Origin of the sequence: Micromonospora sp. CA-269861 (assembly GCF_050948505.1) — a bacterium.
Classification (GTDB): Bacteria; Actinomycetota; Actinomycetes; order Mycobacteriales; family Micromonosporaceae; genus Micromonospora.
The window spans coordinates 54,676-67,771 of record NZ_CP192014.1; the positions used below are offsets into that span (position 1 = coordinate 54,676).

The window sequence follows — 13,096 nt, forward strand, 5'->3', positions numbered from 1 at the left end:
GCGGACTGTCCGTACGGCTGTCGGGTTTCGGCGAGCGGGCGTCAGTAGCCCGACGTTCGACTGCCGACGGTCGGAGTCGATCCGTACTCTTCGTGCCCATGACTCCGGATCATCACTGGTCGCGGAGCCCGGCTGGACGTGCCACTCTGCCGGAGCTGCTCCGCGGGCATCGACGCGCCGCCGGACTGACCCAGGACGAGCTGGCGTCCCGGGCCGGGGTGGGCGTGCGGACGGTGCGTGACCTGGAGCGTGGCCGGTCGATCCGGCCACAACGCACCACTGTCGAGTTGCTCGCCGGGGCGCTGGCGCTGACCGGCACCGACCGGGCGGCGTTCCTGGCCGCCGCCCGTGGCACCGGGACCGATCCGGCCCCGCCGGAGGTCACCTCGACGACGTTCACGCTCAGCGGCAACGCCACGTCGGCGGCCGCGTCCTCCGATCCGTCGGTAGCGCTCCCGCCGCCGGTCGCGTTGATCGGCCGGGAGCGCGACCTCACCGAGCTGGCCGGAATGCTGACCGCCGAGCGAGGGCCCCGGCTGGTGAGCCTCGTCGGATTGGCCGGCGTCGGCAAGACGGCCCTGGCGACGTCGGTGGCGCATCTGGTGGCCTCCGCCCACCCGGCCGGTGTTGCCGGGGTGCTGGTCGGCGAGGGGTCGGACGGTCCGGACGTGCTCGCCGCCTCGATGTCAGTGCTCGGCGTGGCGCGCCTGTCCGAACTCGTGGCCCTGCTCGCCGGGCGGCCGGCGCTGCTGGTGATGGACGCGGTGGAGCGTGCCCCGGGCCCGGTGGCCGCGACCCTGCACCGGTTGATCGGCGCGCTGCCCGCACTGCGGGTGCTGGTCACCGGTCGGCACCCGGTCGGGTTACCCGGCGAGCGGGTCTGGCCGGTCGCGCCGCTCGACGTGCCACCACCGGAGGCCGAGCACTCCGGCCTCGAATCCTGGCCGGCTGTCGCGTTGTTCACCGCCCGGCTCGCTCAGGTCCGCCGGGAGCCGCCCACCCCCGCCGAGTTGCCGGCGCTCGCCGCGCTGGTTCGCCGGTTGGGAGGGCTGCCGTTGGCCATCGAGCTGATGGCCGCCCGGGGCCGACTCCTCGACCTCACCGAACTGCTGGACCGGTACGGCGACCGGGTGCTCGACCTGGCCACCCCCGCCGACGCGTCCGCCCATCCGGGCTGGGATGCACCGGAGGCGCTCACCAGCCGGACGAGCGGACCCGACACCCGTGCCGAGGTCGCGGTCGCCGTCACCCTGCGGGAAGCTGTCGCGTTCAGCTACCGCCTGCTGGCGCCGGATGAGCAGGCCGCGCTGCGGCAGCTGGCGGTCTTCGGTAACCGCTGGTCGGTGGAGTTGGCCGAGGAGTTGCTCGCCGACGAGGCCGACCGGGACGGCACTGTCGCGATCGACCCGGTTCCGCTGTTGGACCGCTTCGTCGAGCTGGGGCTGCTGAGCGTACGCGGGACCGGGTCGTTCCGGTTCCGGCTGCTCGACGCGGTCCGTGACTACGCCGTCGAGCAGGCGGCCGGTGGTGGTGAGCTGACCAGCATCCGGCGTCGACACGCGGAGGTCATCGCGCGCCTGGTCGCACGGACCGCCAGCGACCTGGTCGGCCCACGGTTACCCGACGCGGTGCACCGGCTGGACGAGATGAGCAGTGACATCAGCTCGTCGTTGGCCCACGCGGCCACCGACGATCCGTTGACCGCGCTGCGGCTGGCGGCCTGCCTGACCCGCTGGTGGCGGTTCCGCGGACGCGATGTCGTCGGGCGGCAGTGGCTGCGGCGCCTGCTGGCGGACCCGCGGACCGCCGACGCGGATCCTCTCCTGCGCGGTTGGGCCGCTCTCGGGGTCGCCCGGCTCGCCGCCGAGCACGGCGCGGGCGCCGAGGAGTTGTCCACGGCCCGCGCGGCGTTGGACACCTTCCGGCAGGCCGGCGACGTCACCGGGGAGTTGGAGGCGAGGAACGTGCTCGGCAGCCTGCTGATCTCCGTCGGGCGGCAGGACGAGGCACGCGAGCAGGCCGAGGTGCTGCTGCGGCTGGCGGCCCGCAACGGTCGGACCCGGGATCTTGCGGTGGCCCAGAACAGCCTCGCCTGGCACGAGATCCGCACGGGCGACCTGGCTGCGGCCCGCCGCCGGCTTGCTGCCGTGGACCGACTCGCCGCCGAGAGTGGGGAGCAGCGACTGCGGGTGTTGGGCTGGGCCCATCGTGCCGAGGTCGCCCGCCTGGAGGGCTGGTACGCGGACGCCATCGACCGTGGCCGGAGGGCGATAGCGGCACTGTCCGAGCTGGGTGATCCGGGGCGCCGCCGTCGGGTGCTCGGGACCGTCGGGCTGGCGCTCGCCCAGGACGGGCGTGTCGCGGAGGCGACCGAGGTGTTGAGCGAGTTACGCGCCGGGGGTGTGGAGGCGTTGCCGGCGCGGCCGACAGTGCCGCGACAACGTCAGTCGGACGACGCGGCGCTGACCTGGAGTGGGCCGGAGGCCGGGCTCTGTGCGCTGATCGAGGGGAACCTGGCGCTGCACCGGGGTGACCGGGAGTTGGCTGCCGAGTGGTTCGCCGCCGCCGCGGACCACGCGGGGCAGGATCGCCGCGACGTGGTGGAGGCGCTTGTGGGACTGGCCGCGAGCACTGCGGACCCGGCGGTGCTCGATCGACTGGACCGGGTCTGTGCGGAGAGCGGCATCCGGCTGTTGCCGCATGAATCGGGCCTGCTCTACGCGCTGGTCGCCGCCCGTGGTGGGCCGGCTCAGTAGTCGCGGCGGGAGAGTGGCGCGGGCGAAGAGCCCCCTTTGGTGCTACCCCTCGCTGATCGCCCGCGCCGTCACCCCCCGGTGATCCCCGGTGCAGGAAGCCTGCCACCGGCGCGGTGGCAGAAAGTCGGCTTGGACCGAATCCTCCAGCTTGGCGGGGTCAGTTCTGCCGGTCTTTCTGCCGCTGCCGCCGCCGGACAGCGGGCGCCTTCTTCAGTGGCGTCGACCGGCGTTGTCGGCGGCGGCGATCTGCTCCGGGTCGGCGTCGTCACTGCCGGCAGTGGCGCACGGATGCGCGGCGTCACGGACCCGGCGCAGTCCGTCGAGGAGGGCCGTCAGCGCCTTCGGGTCGAGCTGCCCGGTGAACCACTGCTCGATCATCTGCAGGTGGCCGGGCAGCGTCTCGTTCAGGCGCTGCATCCCGGCGGCGGTGACCACCGCGTACGAGCTGCGTCGGTCGTTCGGACAGGCCCGGCGGGTGAGCAATCCGTCGCGCTCCATCCGGTCCACCACACGCGTCACTCCGCTTGTCGACAGGGAGGTCTGCGCGGCGAGATCGGTCATGCGTAGTTGGTTGCCCGGCGAGCGGGCCAGTCGGGTGATGACCTCGAACTCGACCGCGGAGAGGCCGTGCTCCTCGAGTTGGGCGGTGAACCGGGCTGACAGCCCGGCGTGTGCCTCGAAGAGCAGGCCGACGGCGGTGATCCGGGGATCGTCGAAGACGTTGGTCACCGGTTCATCATACCAGTGCTTGACACGGGGAATGTTGTTGCAGTTATAGTTGCTCAAGCAGTCGTTGGGCTACTAAACAATCTTCTGGAGGACAGCAGCATGACCAGCAGCATCGATGCGGTTACCCGCGACTGGGACGGCCTCACCATCCCGGCGGCCGGCACCTACGCGCTCGACGTGGCGCACAAGCGGGTCGGCTTCGTTGCCCGACACATGATGGTGAGCAAGGTTCGCGGTGAGTTCAACGAGGCGACCGCCACCATCACCGTCGCCGAGGACCCGCTGCAGTCGTCGGTCGTCGCCACCATTCAGGCCGCCAGCGTCGACACCACCCAGGCCGACCGGGACGCGCACCTGCGCAGCCCCGAGTTCCTGGACGCCGAGAAGTTCCCGACGCTCGAGTTCCGCAGCACCGGGGTCAAGTCCCGTCGCGGCGGCGAGTTCGTGCTCACCGGTGAGCTGACCATCAAGGACGTCACCCGGCCGGTCGAGCTGGAGGTGGAGTTCGAGGGTGTCGGCCGCAGCCCGTTCGGCCAGGACATCTTCGGCTTCTCCGCGAGCACCGAGATCGACCGCGAGGAGTTCGGCCTGACCTGGAACGTGGCCCTGGAGACCGGGGGCGTGCTGGTCAGCCGCAAGATCAAGATTGAGATCGAGGGCGAGGCCGTCCGTCAGGCCTGATCCCCTCCGGATCGCCGGAGGGCCGGGGGGACCCTCCCGGTGATCCGGTACGCAGGGCCCGCGCCGTACGTCGGCGCGGGCCCTGCGTCGTTCCCGCTCGTGGTAATTGTCACGAGTTGTTCGTGCGGTCATCGGGTCCAGTCGGGCGACGACGGGGTACAGATGGCGCCACGAGCGCGTCCGCGCCGGCCGACGTCGGATCACCGCCGTCGGCCTCTGGCCCCGGTCAGGTGGGCGCTCTTACCGTGGATGCTTCACAAAGCGCTTCCGGGACGGCATGATCCCGACCGCGCCGGCCGTCGGGAGGACACATGGGCAGGGACGTCTCAGAGGGCGCCTTCACCCGGGATGATCGCGTCCGGTATCGGCAGAAGGTGCGGCGGTGCCTGGACGTCTTCGCCCTGATGCTCGACGACTTCGGCTTCGACGCCGACCGGCCGATGACCGGCCTGGAGATCGAGCTGAACCTGGTCGACTCGGCCGCCGAGCCGGCGATGCGCAACGAGGAGATCCTCGCCGACATCGCGGACCCCCTCTTCCAGACCGAGTTGGGGCAGTTCAACCTGGAACTCAACGCCGAGCCCCGACTCATCGAGGGCACCGGCTTCGCCGACTACGAGCACGACCTGCGGGGCAGCCTGTCCCGGGCCGACGAGCGTGCCGCCAGATCCGACGCGACGATCGTCCTGGTCGGTATCCTGCCCACCCTCACCGAGGGGCACCTGGTCGAGGACAACCTCTCCACCAACGAGCGTTACCGGGTGCTCAACGACCAGATCGTCGGCGCCCGGGGCGAGGACATCGAGCTGGACATTCGCGGCGTCGAGCAGTTGCGCACGCACACCGACTCGATCGCTCCCGAGGCCGCGTGCACGAGCCTCCAGTTCCACCTCCAGGTCGCCCCGGACAGCTTCGCCGACTACTGGAACGCGTCCCAGGCCATCGCCGGCGTGCAGGTGGCGGTCGGAGCGAACAGTCCCTTCCTGTACGGCAGGCAACTCTGGGCCGAAACGCGGATCGCCCTGTTCCAGCAGGCCACCGACACACGCCCGGACGAACTGAAGGCTCAGGGCGTACGCCCTCGGGTGTGGTTCGGCGAACGGTGGATCACCTCGATCTTCGACCTGTTCGAGGAGAACGTCAGGTACTTCCCGCCGTTGCTGCCGATCTGCGAGGACGAGGACCCGGTGGAGGTCCTGCACGCCGGAGGTGTGCCACAGCTCGGGGAACTGCGGCTGCACAACGGCACGGTCTACCGGTGGAACCGCCCGGTCTACGACATCATGAACGGCCGCCCCCACCTGCGGGTGGAGAACCGGGTGCTGCCGGCCGGTCCGACGGTGGTGGACATGCTGGCCAACGCGGCCTTCTACTTCGGGTTGGTACGCGGTCTGGCCGAGGCCGACCGCCCGATCTGGAGCCAACTCACCTTCAGCTCGGCCGAGGAGAACTTCCACGCCGCCGCCCGACGTGGCCTCGACGCCGTGCTGCACTGGCCCGGGCTCGGCGACGTGCCGGTCACGAAGCTGGTCCTGGAGCAACTGCTGCCCACCGCCGCCGCCGGTCTGGACGGGTTCGGTGTCGCCCCGGCGCAGCGGGACCGGCTGCTCGGCGTCATCGAGCAGCGCTGCCGTACCGGCCGCAACGGTGCCGTCTGGCAGACCGAGGCGGTCTGGGCGGCGGAGCGGCACCACGGTATGGACCGGACGGCCGCACTGCACCACATGGTCCAGCGCTACGCCGAACATCAGCGCACCAACGAACCCGTCCACACCTGGCCAGTCCCCTAACCCAAACCCTGACCCGCGGTGCTCGGCAATCAGCCGCGCCGATCTTGCAGTTCCGGTCGCCGATAAGCGCGGGTTAGTCGCTGGTGGGGCGGCGGGGTGCGCGGGTGCGTCGGGCGCCTGCTGTCGGGTTCTCCACTGCTGCGGCTTCGGCGGGACGGGTCGGACCCGGGGAGTCCGGGTCCGTCCGTGGCGCGGGCACCTGCGGTACGGCGGCCGGCTCGCCGGGCAGAGAGCCCGTCCTGGGCGTCGGCACTGGGGCGCCGGCCCTCCTACGCCGTGCCGCAGTTCCGGTGGTCGAGCCGGGGACCGAAGATGCGGAGTCGGTCGTCGGGCCGGAGAACGGAGGTGCGGAGTCGCCTTCGGCGACCGGGTTCGGGTCAGCCGTCGTGTCCGGAGCGGCAGCACCTCGTCCGGCTCCACGGCTCCGGCCGGCCGGGTGGTTCCGCTCGGCCCGCTCGCCGAGGAGGGCGGCCAGCACCGAGCCGCCGATACCGGCGATCACCGCGTACGGGGCGATCAGCTGGGTGGAGAGTTGCGCGGGGCCCAGCGTCGACCAGTGCGGCATGGTGCTCAGGTAGGCGAGCGCCACGAGCACCGGGCCCGCCGCGCCGGAGGCCGCCGCACCCACGCGGTGCCCGCTCGATCGGGCGGACCGACGGGCGGCCAGTACGCCGATCAACAGGGCGGGCACCAGCGCCAGCAGCGCACCCGGCCAGTAGAGCTGGCCCCCGATCCAGTACCGGGCGTGGTCCGGGTCGAACTGCCAGGTACCGAGTTGCGCGCCGGTCAGCCCTCGCCCGACGCGTACCCCGTCGATCACCGAGACCACCGCGAGCAGCCAGAGCCAGGCGGCCGTCGCGGTCACGTTGACCGCGGCGGCTCGGGAGCGAAGCGCCCAGATCGCGACGAGGACGCCGATCAGAATGCCCAGCGTCGCCTGTACGGCGGCCGTCCGTTGCGGTGCGCCGCTGTCGGCGCCCGTCGCGACCCGCGCGGGTACGGCGATCAACAGCACCGTGACCAGCCCGCCCAACCCGGCGCCGAGCGCCAGGGCCACCCGCCGCAGCAGGCCACCTCGGTCCTGGACCGGCGGCTCGGCCACCGGTGGTGGCGTTTCCGCGACCTTCGGCTGGGCGGTGTCGGTGGTCAGTGGACGCCCGTCACCAGGGGTTTCGTGCTCGGGCGTCCGATCGCCGAGTTGCGGGCTCTCGTGCCGGGCGACGCCGTCGGTCGCGGTCTGCGGAGAGATCGCGGTCTTCGCCGTGGCGTGCCGTTGGTGGAGCCGCTGCGCGCAGACCGCGCCGAGGACTGTCGAGCTGGCGGCGAGCCAGGTGGCCCAGGCGAGGCCGTCCGCCCAGGCCGTGTCTGTCGCTCCGGCTTCGGTCGGCGTCCAGGTGATGACGCCGAGCCCGTAGCCGAAGCCCAGTTGTGCGGCACCCGCGCCGGCAGCGACCCCGATCGCCGTCGCGATCGATACTCCCCAGCCCTGTCTGGCCATGCCGGGCAGCGTAACGTCCCGTCGTCGGCGCGGCGAGTCGCAACGACCCGCCGGTGTGGACCGCCGGTGCGGGCGGATTGGGCGGCGGGCGGTACGGTCGCCGGTGATGAGGCGGTGGGCGTTATGACGGACACGAACACGGGCCAGCAGAATGCTGCCGGTGGCGGTGCGGGCCGGGCCAGCGTCGTGCTCGGTGGTGGGCTGGCGGCGGTGCTGCTCGCCGCCGTCGGGGCAACCGGCGGCTGGCTGCTGGCGGGCGAGGACGACACACCCTCTGGTGATCCACTGGCCGTTTCGACCACGGCTGGTGCGCCGACCAGTCGGACCACCGCACCCCGACCGACCAGCGGACGGCCGACGCCGTCAGCGGTCCAGAGCTCCGCCACCTCCACCAAGGGGGCCGGCCTGACCGTGCCGCCGGTGATCGGCACCGACTTCGAGCGGGCCCGGGAGACGCTGCGCAAGCAGCGGCTGGGTTGGCGGCTGGTCTTCGGTGGCGGCGTCGGTCGTACGGTCGAGAGCACCACACCGGACGTGGGCACCGAGGTCGCCCGGGGAACGACTGTGCAACTACAGGTCGCCGGGCCGGCACCGGCCGCCGAGGTACCGGACGTGGTCGGCAAGAGCTGCGCGGACGCCGCCGACGATTTGGTCGACGAGGGCCTCTACCCGCGCTACGTCAGCGGACGCAATGGGAAGGTCAACCGGCAGGAGCCCGCCGAGGACGACCCGGCCCGGTGGAACGACCAGGTCAGCATCTGGTGTGGGGCAGACTCCGTCGACCAGCCGACCACGAAGCCCACGCCCTGATTCCTGGCCGCGAGGTCCAGCCTTCCGGCGCGTACCCGCCGTGCTGCCGCGCCGCCAGCCGGCGCGGCTCGGCACGCTGATCCCCGCCGATGGCGGTGTGGGCGACTAGGTTGGCGGTCGAGGGCCATGACGCCCGTCCGGGTTCGGGAAAGGACGTGCCATGAGCGACGACCGCCAGGAGCCTCCCGCCGGCGAGCACGACGACGACCGGACCCGACCCCTGCCCCCCGCCGCCGACCGGCCGGCGCCCCCCGGAGCAGCCGCTGACCGGCCGGAGCCGACGCAAGCCGCTACCGGACCGGACGAGACGGCGGCGGCTCGACCCGCCGGCCCGGACGAGACGGCGCCGATCGACCGGGCTGTCCCGGCTCGTCCCGACCTGTCGCCCGACCAGACCATGCCGATTGATCGGTCCGCCGGCACCCGGCCGGGCCCACCGGCCGACCGGACGGCGCCGATACCGCCGGCCTGGTCCGGTCGGGCCGAGGTGCGCTCGCCCCGACCTGATGACCCCGCCGGCGAGTGGTACGTCGAGGAGCAGGGCGGTCGGCGGTGGTGGTTGCCGATTCTCTGGGGCGTACTGGCGCTGCTGCTCGCCGGCCTGCTCGGGGGCGCGCTCTGGTTGGTGCTCGCCCAGCAGGACGACGACCGGGACGATCCGGGTCCCACCCCGTCACTTCCGCCGACAAGTGCCCCAAGCGCCCCGCCGACCAGCGCAGCCCCCACGTCGGCGTCACCCACCAGCGAGTCGCCGAGCAGCTCGGCGACCACGGACGCGCCGGACGACGTGCCGGTGCCACCGCTGGCCGGCCTGCCGCAGGCCACCGCCGAAGGGCTGTTGACTCGGCTCGGCCTGGCCTACCGGGTGGTGTACCGCCCGTCGGAGCTGCCACCGGGGACCGTGGTGGGCACCGAGCCGGGTGCCGGCACGCCGGTGTCGACCGACGACGAGGTGTTGTTGATCGTCTCCCAGGACCAGCCCTCGACCGGGGCGAGCCCGACCACGCCGAGCCCCACGGTGACGAGCACGCCGTGACCGCTGGTCACCACATCCGGCGGCGGGTGCCGACGAGGCCGATGCCGGCCAGCGAGATGGCGAGGCCGAAGATGCCGGACCAGAACAGGGAGCGGCGGATGTCAGTGGCGCTGTGCTCTGCCGGAGCTGCCTCGGTGAGTTCCTGACGGCCGTCGGAATGGCGGCCGTCGAACTGACCGCCGGCACCCAGGCCGGACACCGGCCCGGTCGGGTCGGCACCGTCGGCGTGGTCGGCCGGGGCGTCGGTGTCGATCCAGCCGGGTTCCTCGTAGACCGACTGGCCGTCGCTCGTCGGCGGGTCGGAGTCGAGCACGGTGATCTCCGGTGCGGGCACCGGTGTGGTCAGCCGGGTGGACGACATAGCCGGGTCGTGGACGAGGACCAGGAGTGTCGCCATCGCCCCGAGGAGGGCGAGGAGTCCGAAGGCGTAGGCGATACGGGAGCGGTGGTGCCGCCGCAGGGCGGGCTGATTGACCATGACCATCCCAGGGTCAGGGTCCTGGACGAGCGGGTGGAACGTGCCGGGGTGGGCGTACCGATTCTATGGCGCGGGCACGCCCACCGGCGGCGGATCGGGTCGGTCAGCCCACCCGGACCGGGGTACGCGCGACCGGGCGGCGGGCCCGCACGGTGTGCGGGCGGGGTTCGGGGGCGGCCTGCAGTTGCTGCAGCCCTTCCCGCTGGACGAAGATCGACCGTCGGGTGACCGCGTCGCCCGCGGCGTTCAACTCGTAGCCGTCGAGCCAGAGCCAGCCGTCATAGGTCGGCCAGTCGAGCACCCGGATCACCCGGAACTTGATCGGCCTGAGGAACTGGACACTCGCCGCGCGAGTCACGTGCAGTACGTCACCGGTGCGGGGAAGCACATGGGCTCCTGGGGAGGATCGGCCGGCGTTGCGCCGGCGGTGCCTGAACGGGGGACGTCTCGGCCGGTGACGGGGTCGTGCCTCGTGAACCGGTGGTGCGGATGGCGGTGGTCGGGCCGTACCCCGCTGGTGGCGTGCCGCCACCCGACCACCACCCGGTTGCTTCCGGGAACCGCGCCCGCCGCCGCAGCTTGCCGGCTTGCAGCGGCGGGGTCATTCACCCCGGAGCAAGTTGCGTTGTCGTCGGCCGGGCCCGCGTCGTGCCCGGCTTCCCCGGATCGGTGGGGTCACCACTCCGAGGGACCGAACAGAGACGCTGAGTGATCCGTGCCATACGGACAGAGTGCATCAGGGACGTGCTTCATGCAAGTTGCACGTCGACTTTTGCCAATACGTGAGCGTGTCGCGCGAAAGGCCTATTGAAGCCATCCGCGTCCGGACGGCACACTGAGAGCCGGTTTCGCCCGTCGCGGCCGGCCGAGGACCGGCACCATCCCCCTTCGTCGCGAACGCTCGCCGGTCGACGGTCGCGCCCCCGGCGGGTGTCACCCAGTGGCGCGTTACCGGAGGTAGCCCGAGTGGGGTCGAGCAGCCAGCGGCGGGGACCAGTGACTCACGGCTTGCGCGATGAGTGAGCGGCGCAGCCCCACCATCAGACGGCGGCGGCTCGGGGCCGAGCTGCGCCGCCAGCGGGAGTCCGCCGGAATCACCATCGAGGTGGTCGCCGAACAGTTGGAGTGCTCGGCGTCGAAGGTCTCCCGAATCGAGACCGGGCACACCACTGCCACCCCTCGCGACGTGCGGGACATGCTGCGGATCTACGGCGTGGTCGGCGCCGAGAGCGACGAGCTGGTGCAGATCGCCCGGGAGGCCCGCCAGAAGGGCTGGTGGCATCCGTACAGCACGGTGCTCGTCGGCGCGTACGTCGGGCTGGAGGCGGCGGCGAGTTCGATCCGGGCGTACGAACAGCAGGTCGTTCCGGGCCTTCTGGAGACCGAGGAGTACGCCGGGGCCATGATCCGCGCCGCTCGGCCGGACTTCACCGCCGATCAGGTCCACCAAAGGGTGCGTGTCCGTCTGGGCCGTCAGTCGTTATTGACCCAGGACGATCCGGTCGATCTGTGGGTGGTGCTCGATGAGGCGGTGGTAAGTCGGCCGGTGGGCGGGGACGAGGTGATGCGCGGCCAGCTCAAGCGGTTGGTCGAGGTGGCCGAGTTGCCGAACGTGACGCTGCAGATCCTTCCCTTCGAGGTGGGTGCGCACGCCGGCATGGACGGCACGTTCACGATCCTCAGCTTCCCTGAGCCCGGTGATCCGGATGTTGTGTACGCGGAGAACGCCACGGGTGGGCTCTTCCTCGAGAAGAGCGACGAACTACAGAAGTACAGCTTCATCTTCGATCACATCCGCGCTGCGGCCATACGTCCGGAGGAGTCCGTCGCACACATCGCAAAACTGGCAGAGGAGCCGTTGTGGAAATGGCGACCAAAAGGTTCCCCGTGGACCTGACGCAGGCAGCATGGTTCAAGAGCTCGAAGAGCGGGCCGAACTGTGACAACTGCGTGGAGGTGGCGTACGTGACGGGGGCGGTCGGAGTTCGGGACTCGAAGGACAAGGCGGGCCCCGCCCTGGTCTTCGCGCCGGGTGACTGGCACGCCTTCGTCGCCGGCACCCGGGGTGGTGTGTTCGGCGCGGTCTGACCGAGTGGTCAGCGGAGTCCCCGTCCGGTTCGCCGGACGGGGACTCTGCCGTGTCTGCGGGAGGCGCGGCGGACGGTCGCGTCGCGGCGGTGGCCGGCGAGGTTCCGTCGGGAATCCCGTCGCCACAGCGCCCCCGTCTCGTTGAACCGGTCGGTACGGCGCTGGTCGACGATCCGCCGCACCGACCCGCAACCGAGCGAGTAGGCGAGACGGATGACGACGATCGGTTCAGAAAACCTCACCACCGGTCCGGCAAAGCCGGAGCGGTTCGGTGGCAAGTACCGCGGCGCTCGTCGGGACACGGTTCTCACCGAGGTGGTCTCGACCGATCAGGAGTTGAGTGGGCGGGAGGGCGCTTCCGAGACGACGGATCCTCCGCTCTCGCTGCCCTCGCTGGACCCGAACCCGCTGATCGAGCCGTCGTTCCCGCCGGCGGGCTGGCCGATGGAGCCGCCCGAGTCCCTGGCTGACCACCCGCTGCTGCGCGGTCTGCTGATGGAGCTGCCGCCGAAGGGCACCGTGCCCTCGCAGGACTGGCTGGACCGCTGGTTCGAGGCGACCAGGTCGATCCTGGAGTTGCTATACGTGCAGAGCGCCAGCCGTCCGCGTTGACGGTGCGGCGGCGGGCCGGGCCCGCTCGGCGAAGCGGTTGTGGCGCAGTGCGTGTCGGACCCCGATCGCGACCACCGCGAGCGCGCCCACGGTGATCGCCGGTCCGGTGACACCGGGGTCGGCTCCGAGGTCGGTGCCGGCCGCCGCGATCAACGCCGGCACCGTGGCCAGGGCGGTGACCTGCAGTGGCAGCCCGACGAGCGGGTGGGCCGCGGCGGCGCGCAGCCCGTGCGGCGCAGGGGTGGCGGGGGCGCTGGCGAACGCGCCCGCACCGGCCCACAGCCGGCGGATCCGTCGTACGGAGCAGACCGTCGCCACGAGCGCCGGGCCGGCGGCCAGGGTGAGCCCGGCGGCGGCCCGGTCGGCCGGCGCGGTGCCGGCGCTGAGCAGCCCGGCGCCGAGCACGGCCGCGGTGAGCGCCATGCCGGTGAGGGCCAGCACCAGCAACCATCCGGTACGCCGGCGCAGCGTGCGGGTGTTGCGCAGCCGGGGAAGGCCGTCGGCAACCACACCGGCGGCCAGCCAGACGGCGGCGACCGGGAGCAGGATGGTGAGCTGACTCTCCATGTTCGAGAGTCTTTCCCGAATCCCGGCGAGGCGAATCCGGGCCCGTCCCCC

13 protein-coding genes are annotated in these 13,096 nt (G+C 72.0%); 8 read left to right on the top strand and 5 right to left on the bottom strand.

What is annotated here, in order from left to right; translation table 11 throughout:
• Positions 1-98: 98 nt before the first annotated feature.
• Positions 99-2,756 carry an ATP-binding protein gene (locus ACQP0U_RS00270; RefSeq protein WP_433314688.1) on the top strand — a complete coding sequence of 886 codons (2,658 nt, stop codon included), beginning with the start codon at positions 99-101 and terminating at the stop codon, positions 2,754-2,756.
• Positions 2,757-2,966: 210 nt separating this feature from the next.
• Here the strand turns inward: ACQP0U_RS00270 and ACQP0U_RS00275 are convergent, their stop codons facing one another.
• The gene (locus ACQP0U_RS00275) at positions 2,967-3,485 is read right to left on the bottom strand and encodes a MarR family winged helix-turn-helix transcriptional regulator (protein ID WP_433314691.1); all 519 of its coding nucleotides are present in this window, start codon (positions 3,483-3,485) and stop codon (positions 2,967-2,969) included.
• Positions 3,486-3,584: 99 nt separating this feature from the next.
• Here ACQP0U_RS00275 and ACQP0U_RS00280 point away from each other — a divergent pair, with 99 nt between their 5' ends.
• Both ACQP0U_RS00280 and ACQP0U_RS00285 read left to right on the top strand, forming a co-directional pair.
• On the top strand, positions 3,585-4,166 hold the full coding sequence (locus ACQP0U_RS00280) for a YceI family protein (RefSeq protein WP_091396394.1): 582 nt from the start codon (positions 3,585-3,587) through the stop codon (positions 4,164-4,166).
• Positions 4,167-4,477: 311 nt separating this feature from the next.
• Positions 4,478-5,956, top strand: a complete 1,479-nt coding sequence (locus ACQP0U_RS00285; RefSeq protein WP_433314694.1) for a glutamate--cysteine ligase — start codon at positions 4,478-4,480, stop codon at positions 5,954-5,956.
• Positions 5,957-6,029: 73 nt separating this feature from the next.
• On the opposite strand, the gene ACQP0U_RS00290 is transcribed toward ACQP0U_RS00285, so the two are convergent.
• The gene (locus tag ACQP0U_RS00290; protein WP_433314696.1) at positions 6,030-7,454 is read right to left on the bottom strand and encodes a hypothetical protein; all 1,425 of its coding nucleotides are present in this window, start codon (positions 7,452-7,454) and stop codon (positions 6,030-6,032) included.
• A 123-nt stretch (positions 7,455-7,577) separates the two neighbouring features.
• Between ACQP0U_RS00290 and ACQP0U_RS00295 the strand changes: the two genes are divergently transcribed.
• Both ACQP0U_RS00295 and ACQP0U_RS00300 read left to right on the top strand, forming a co-directional pair.
• The gene (locus ACQP0U_RS00295) at positions 7,578-8,264 is read left to right on the top strand and encodes a PASTA domain-containing protein (RefSeq protein ID WP_433314699.1); all 687 of its coding nucleotides are present in this window, start codon (positions 7,578-7,580) and stop codon (positions 8,262-8,264) included.
• A 160-nt stretch (positions 8,265-8,424) separates the two neighbouring features.
• Positions 8,425-9,300 (top strand): PASTA domain-containing protein, encoded by an 876-nt coding sequence (locus ACQP0U_RS00300; protein WP_433314702.1) that lies wholly within the window; start codon positions 8,425-8,427, stop codon positions 9,298-9,300.
• A 7-nt stretch (positions 9,301-9,307) separates the two neighbouring features.
• Here ACQP0U_RS00300 and ACQP0U_RS00305 read toward each other — a convergent pair whose 3' ends face one another.
• The gene (locus ACQP0U_RS00305; protein WP_433314705.1) at positions 9,308-9,784 is read right to left on the bottom strand and encodes a hypothetical protein; all 477 of its coding nucleotides are present in this window, start codon (positions 9,782-9,784) and stop codon (positions 9,308-9,310) included.
• Between the two features lie 97 nt (positions 9,785-9,881).
• Complete coding sequence (locus ACQP0U_RS00310) at positions 9,882-10,166, bottom strand: hypothetical protein (protein ID WP_124775688.1); 285 nt, start codon at positions 10,164-10,166, stop codon at positions 9,882-9,884.
• Between the two features lie 627 nt (positions 10,167-10,793).
• Here ACQP0U_RS00310 and ACQP0U_RS00315 point away from each other — a divergent pair.
• From ACQP0U_RS00315 to ACQP0U_RS00325, 3 genes are all read left to right on the top strand, one after another.
• Positions 10,794-11,675, top strand: coding sequence for a helix-turn-helix domain-containing protein (locus ACQP0U_RS00315; protein ID WP_091396372.1), 882 nt, complete (start codon positions 10,794-10,796; stop codon positions 11,673-11,675).
• Positions 11,645-11,866 carry a DUF397 domain-containing protein gene (locus ACQP0U_RS00320; RefSeq protein ID WP_130405931.1) on the top strand — a complete coding sequence of 74 codons (222 nt, stop codon included), beginning with the start codon at positions 11,645-11,647 and terminating at the stop codon, positions 11,864-11,866. The genes ACQP0U_RS00315 and ACQP0U_RS00320 overlap by 31 nt, the downstream gene beginning before the upstream one ends.
• A 213-nt stretch (positions 11,867-12,079) precedes the next feature.
• Positions 12,080-12,478, top strand: coding sequence for a hypothetical protein (locus ACQP0U_RS00325; protein ID WP_433314708.1), 399 nt, complete (start codon positions 12,080-12,082; stop codon positions 12,476-12,478).
• On the opposite strand, the gene ACQP0U_RS00330 is transcribed toward ACQP0U_RS00325, so the two are convergent.
• Positions 12,446-13,045, bottom strand: a complete 600-nt coding sequence (locus tag ACQP0U_RS00330; RefSeq protein WP_433314711.1) for a hypothetical protein — start codon at positions 13,043-13,045, stop codon at positions 12,446-12,448. The two genes, ACQP0U_RS00325 and ACQP0U_RS00330, sit on opposite strands and share 33 nt — an antisense overlap.
• Positions 13,046-13,096 lie beyond the last annotated feature (51 nt).

Excerpts from the sequence above, each read along its gene's own strand:
- ACQP0U_RS00270 (WP_433314688.1), top strand. The coding sequence starts at position 99 with ATGACTCCGGATCATCACTGGTCGCGGAGCCCGGCTGGACGTGCCACT.
- ACQP0U_RS00280 (WP_091396394.1), top strand. The coding sequence starts at position 3,585 with ATGACCAGCAGCATCGATGCGGTTACCCGCGACTGGGACGGCCTCACC.
- ACQP0U_RS00285 (WP_433314694.1), top strand. The coding sequence starts at position 4,478 with ATGGGCAGGGACGTCTCAGAGGGCGCCTTCACCCGGGATGATCGCGTC.
- ACQP0U_RS00290 (WP_433314696.1), bottom strand. The coding sequence starts at position 7,454 with ATGGCCAGACAGGGCTGGGGAGTATCGATCGCGACGGCGATCGGGGTC.
- ACQP0U_RS00295 (WP_433314699.1), top strand. The coding sequence starts at position 7,578 with ATGACGGACACGAACACGGGCCAGCAGAATGCTGCCGGTGGCGGTGCG.
- ACQP0U_RS00300 (WP_433314702.1), top strand. The coding sequence starts at position 8,425 with ATGAGCGACGACCGCCAGGAGCCTCCCGCCGGCGAGCACGACGACGAC.
- ACQP0U_RS00305 (WP_433314705.1), bottom strand. The coding sequence starts at position 9,784 with ATGGTCATGGTCAATCAGCCCGCCCTGCGGCGGCACCACCGCTCCCGT.
- ACQP0U_RS00315 (WP_091396372.1), top strand. The coding sequence starts at position 10,794 with ATGAGTGAGCGGCGCAGCCCCACCATCAGACGGCGGCGGCTCGGGGCC.
- ACQP0U_RS00320 (WP_130405931.1), top strand. The coding sequence starts at position 11,645 with ATGGCGACCAAAAGGTTCCCCGTGGACCTGACGCAGGCAGCATGGTTC.
- ACQP0U_RS00325 (WP_433314708.1), top strand. The coding sequence starts at position 12,080 with ATGACGACGATCGGTTCAGAAAACCTCACCACCGGTCCGGCAAAGCCG.
- ACQP0U_RS00330 (WP_433314711.1), bottom strand. The coding sequence starts at position 13,045 with ATGGAGAGTCAGCTCACCATCCTGCTCCCGGTCGCCGCCGTCTGGCTG.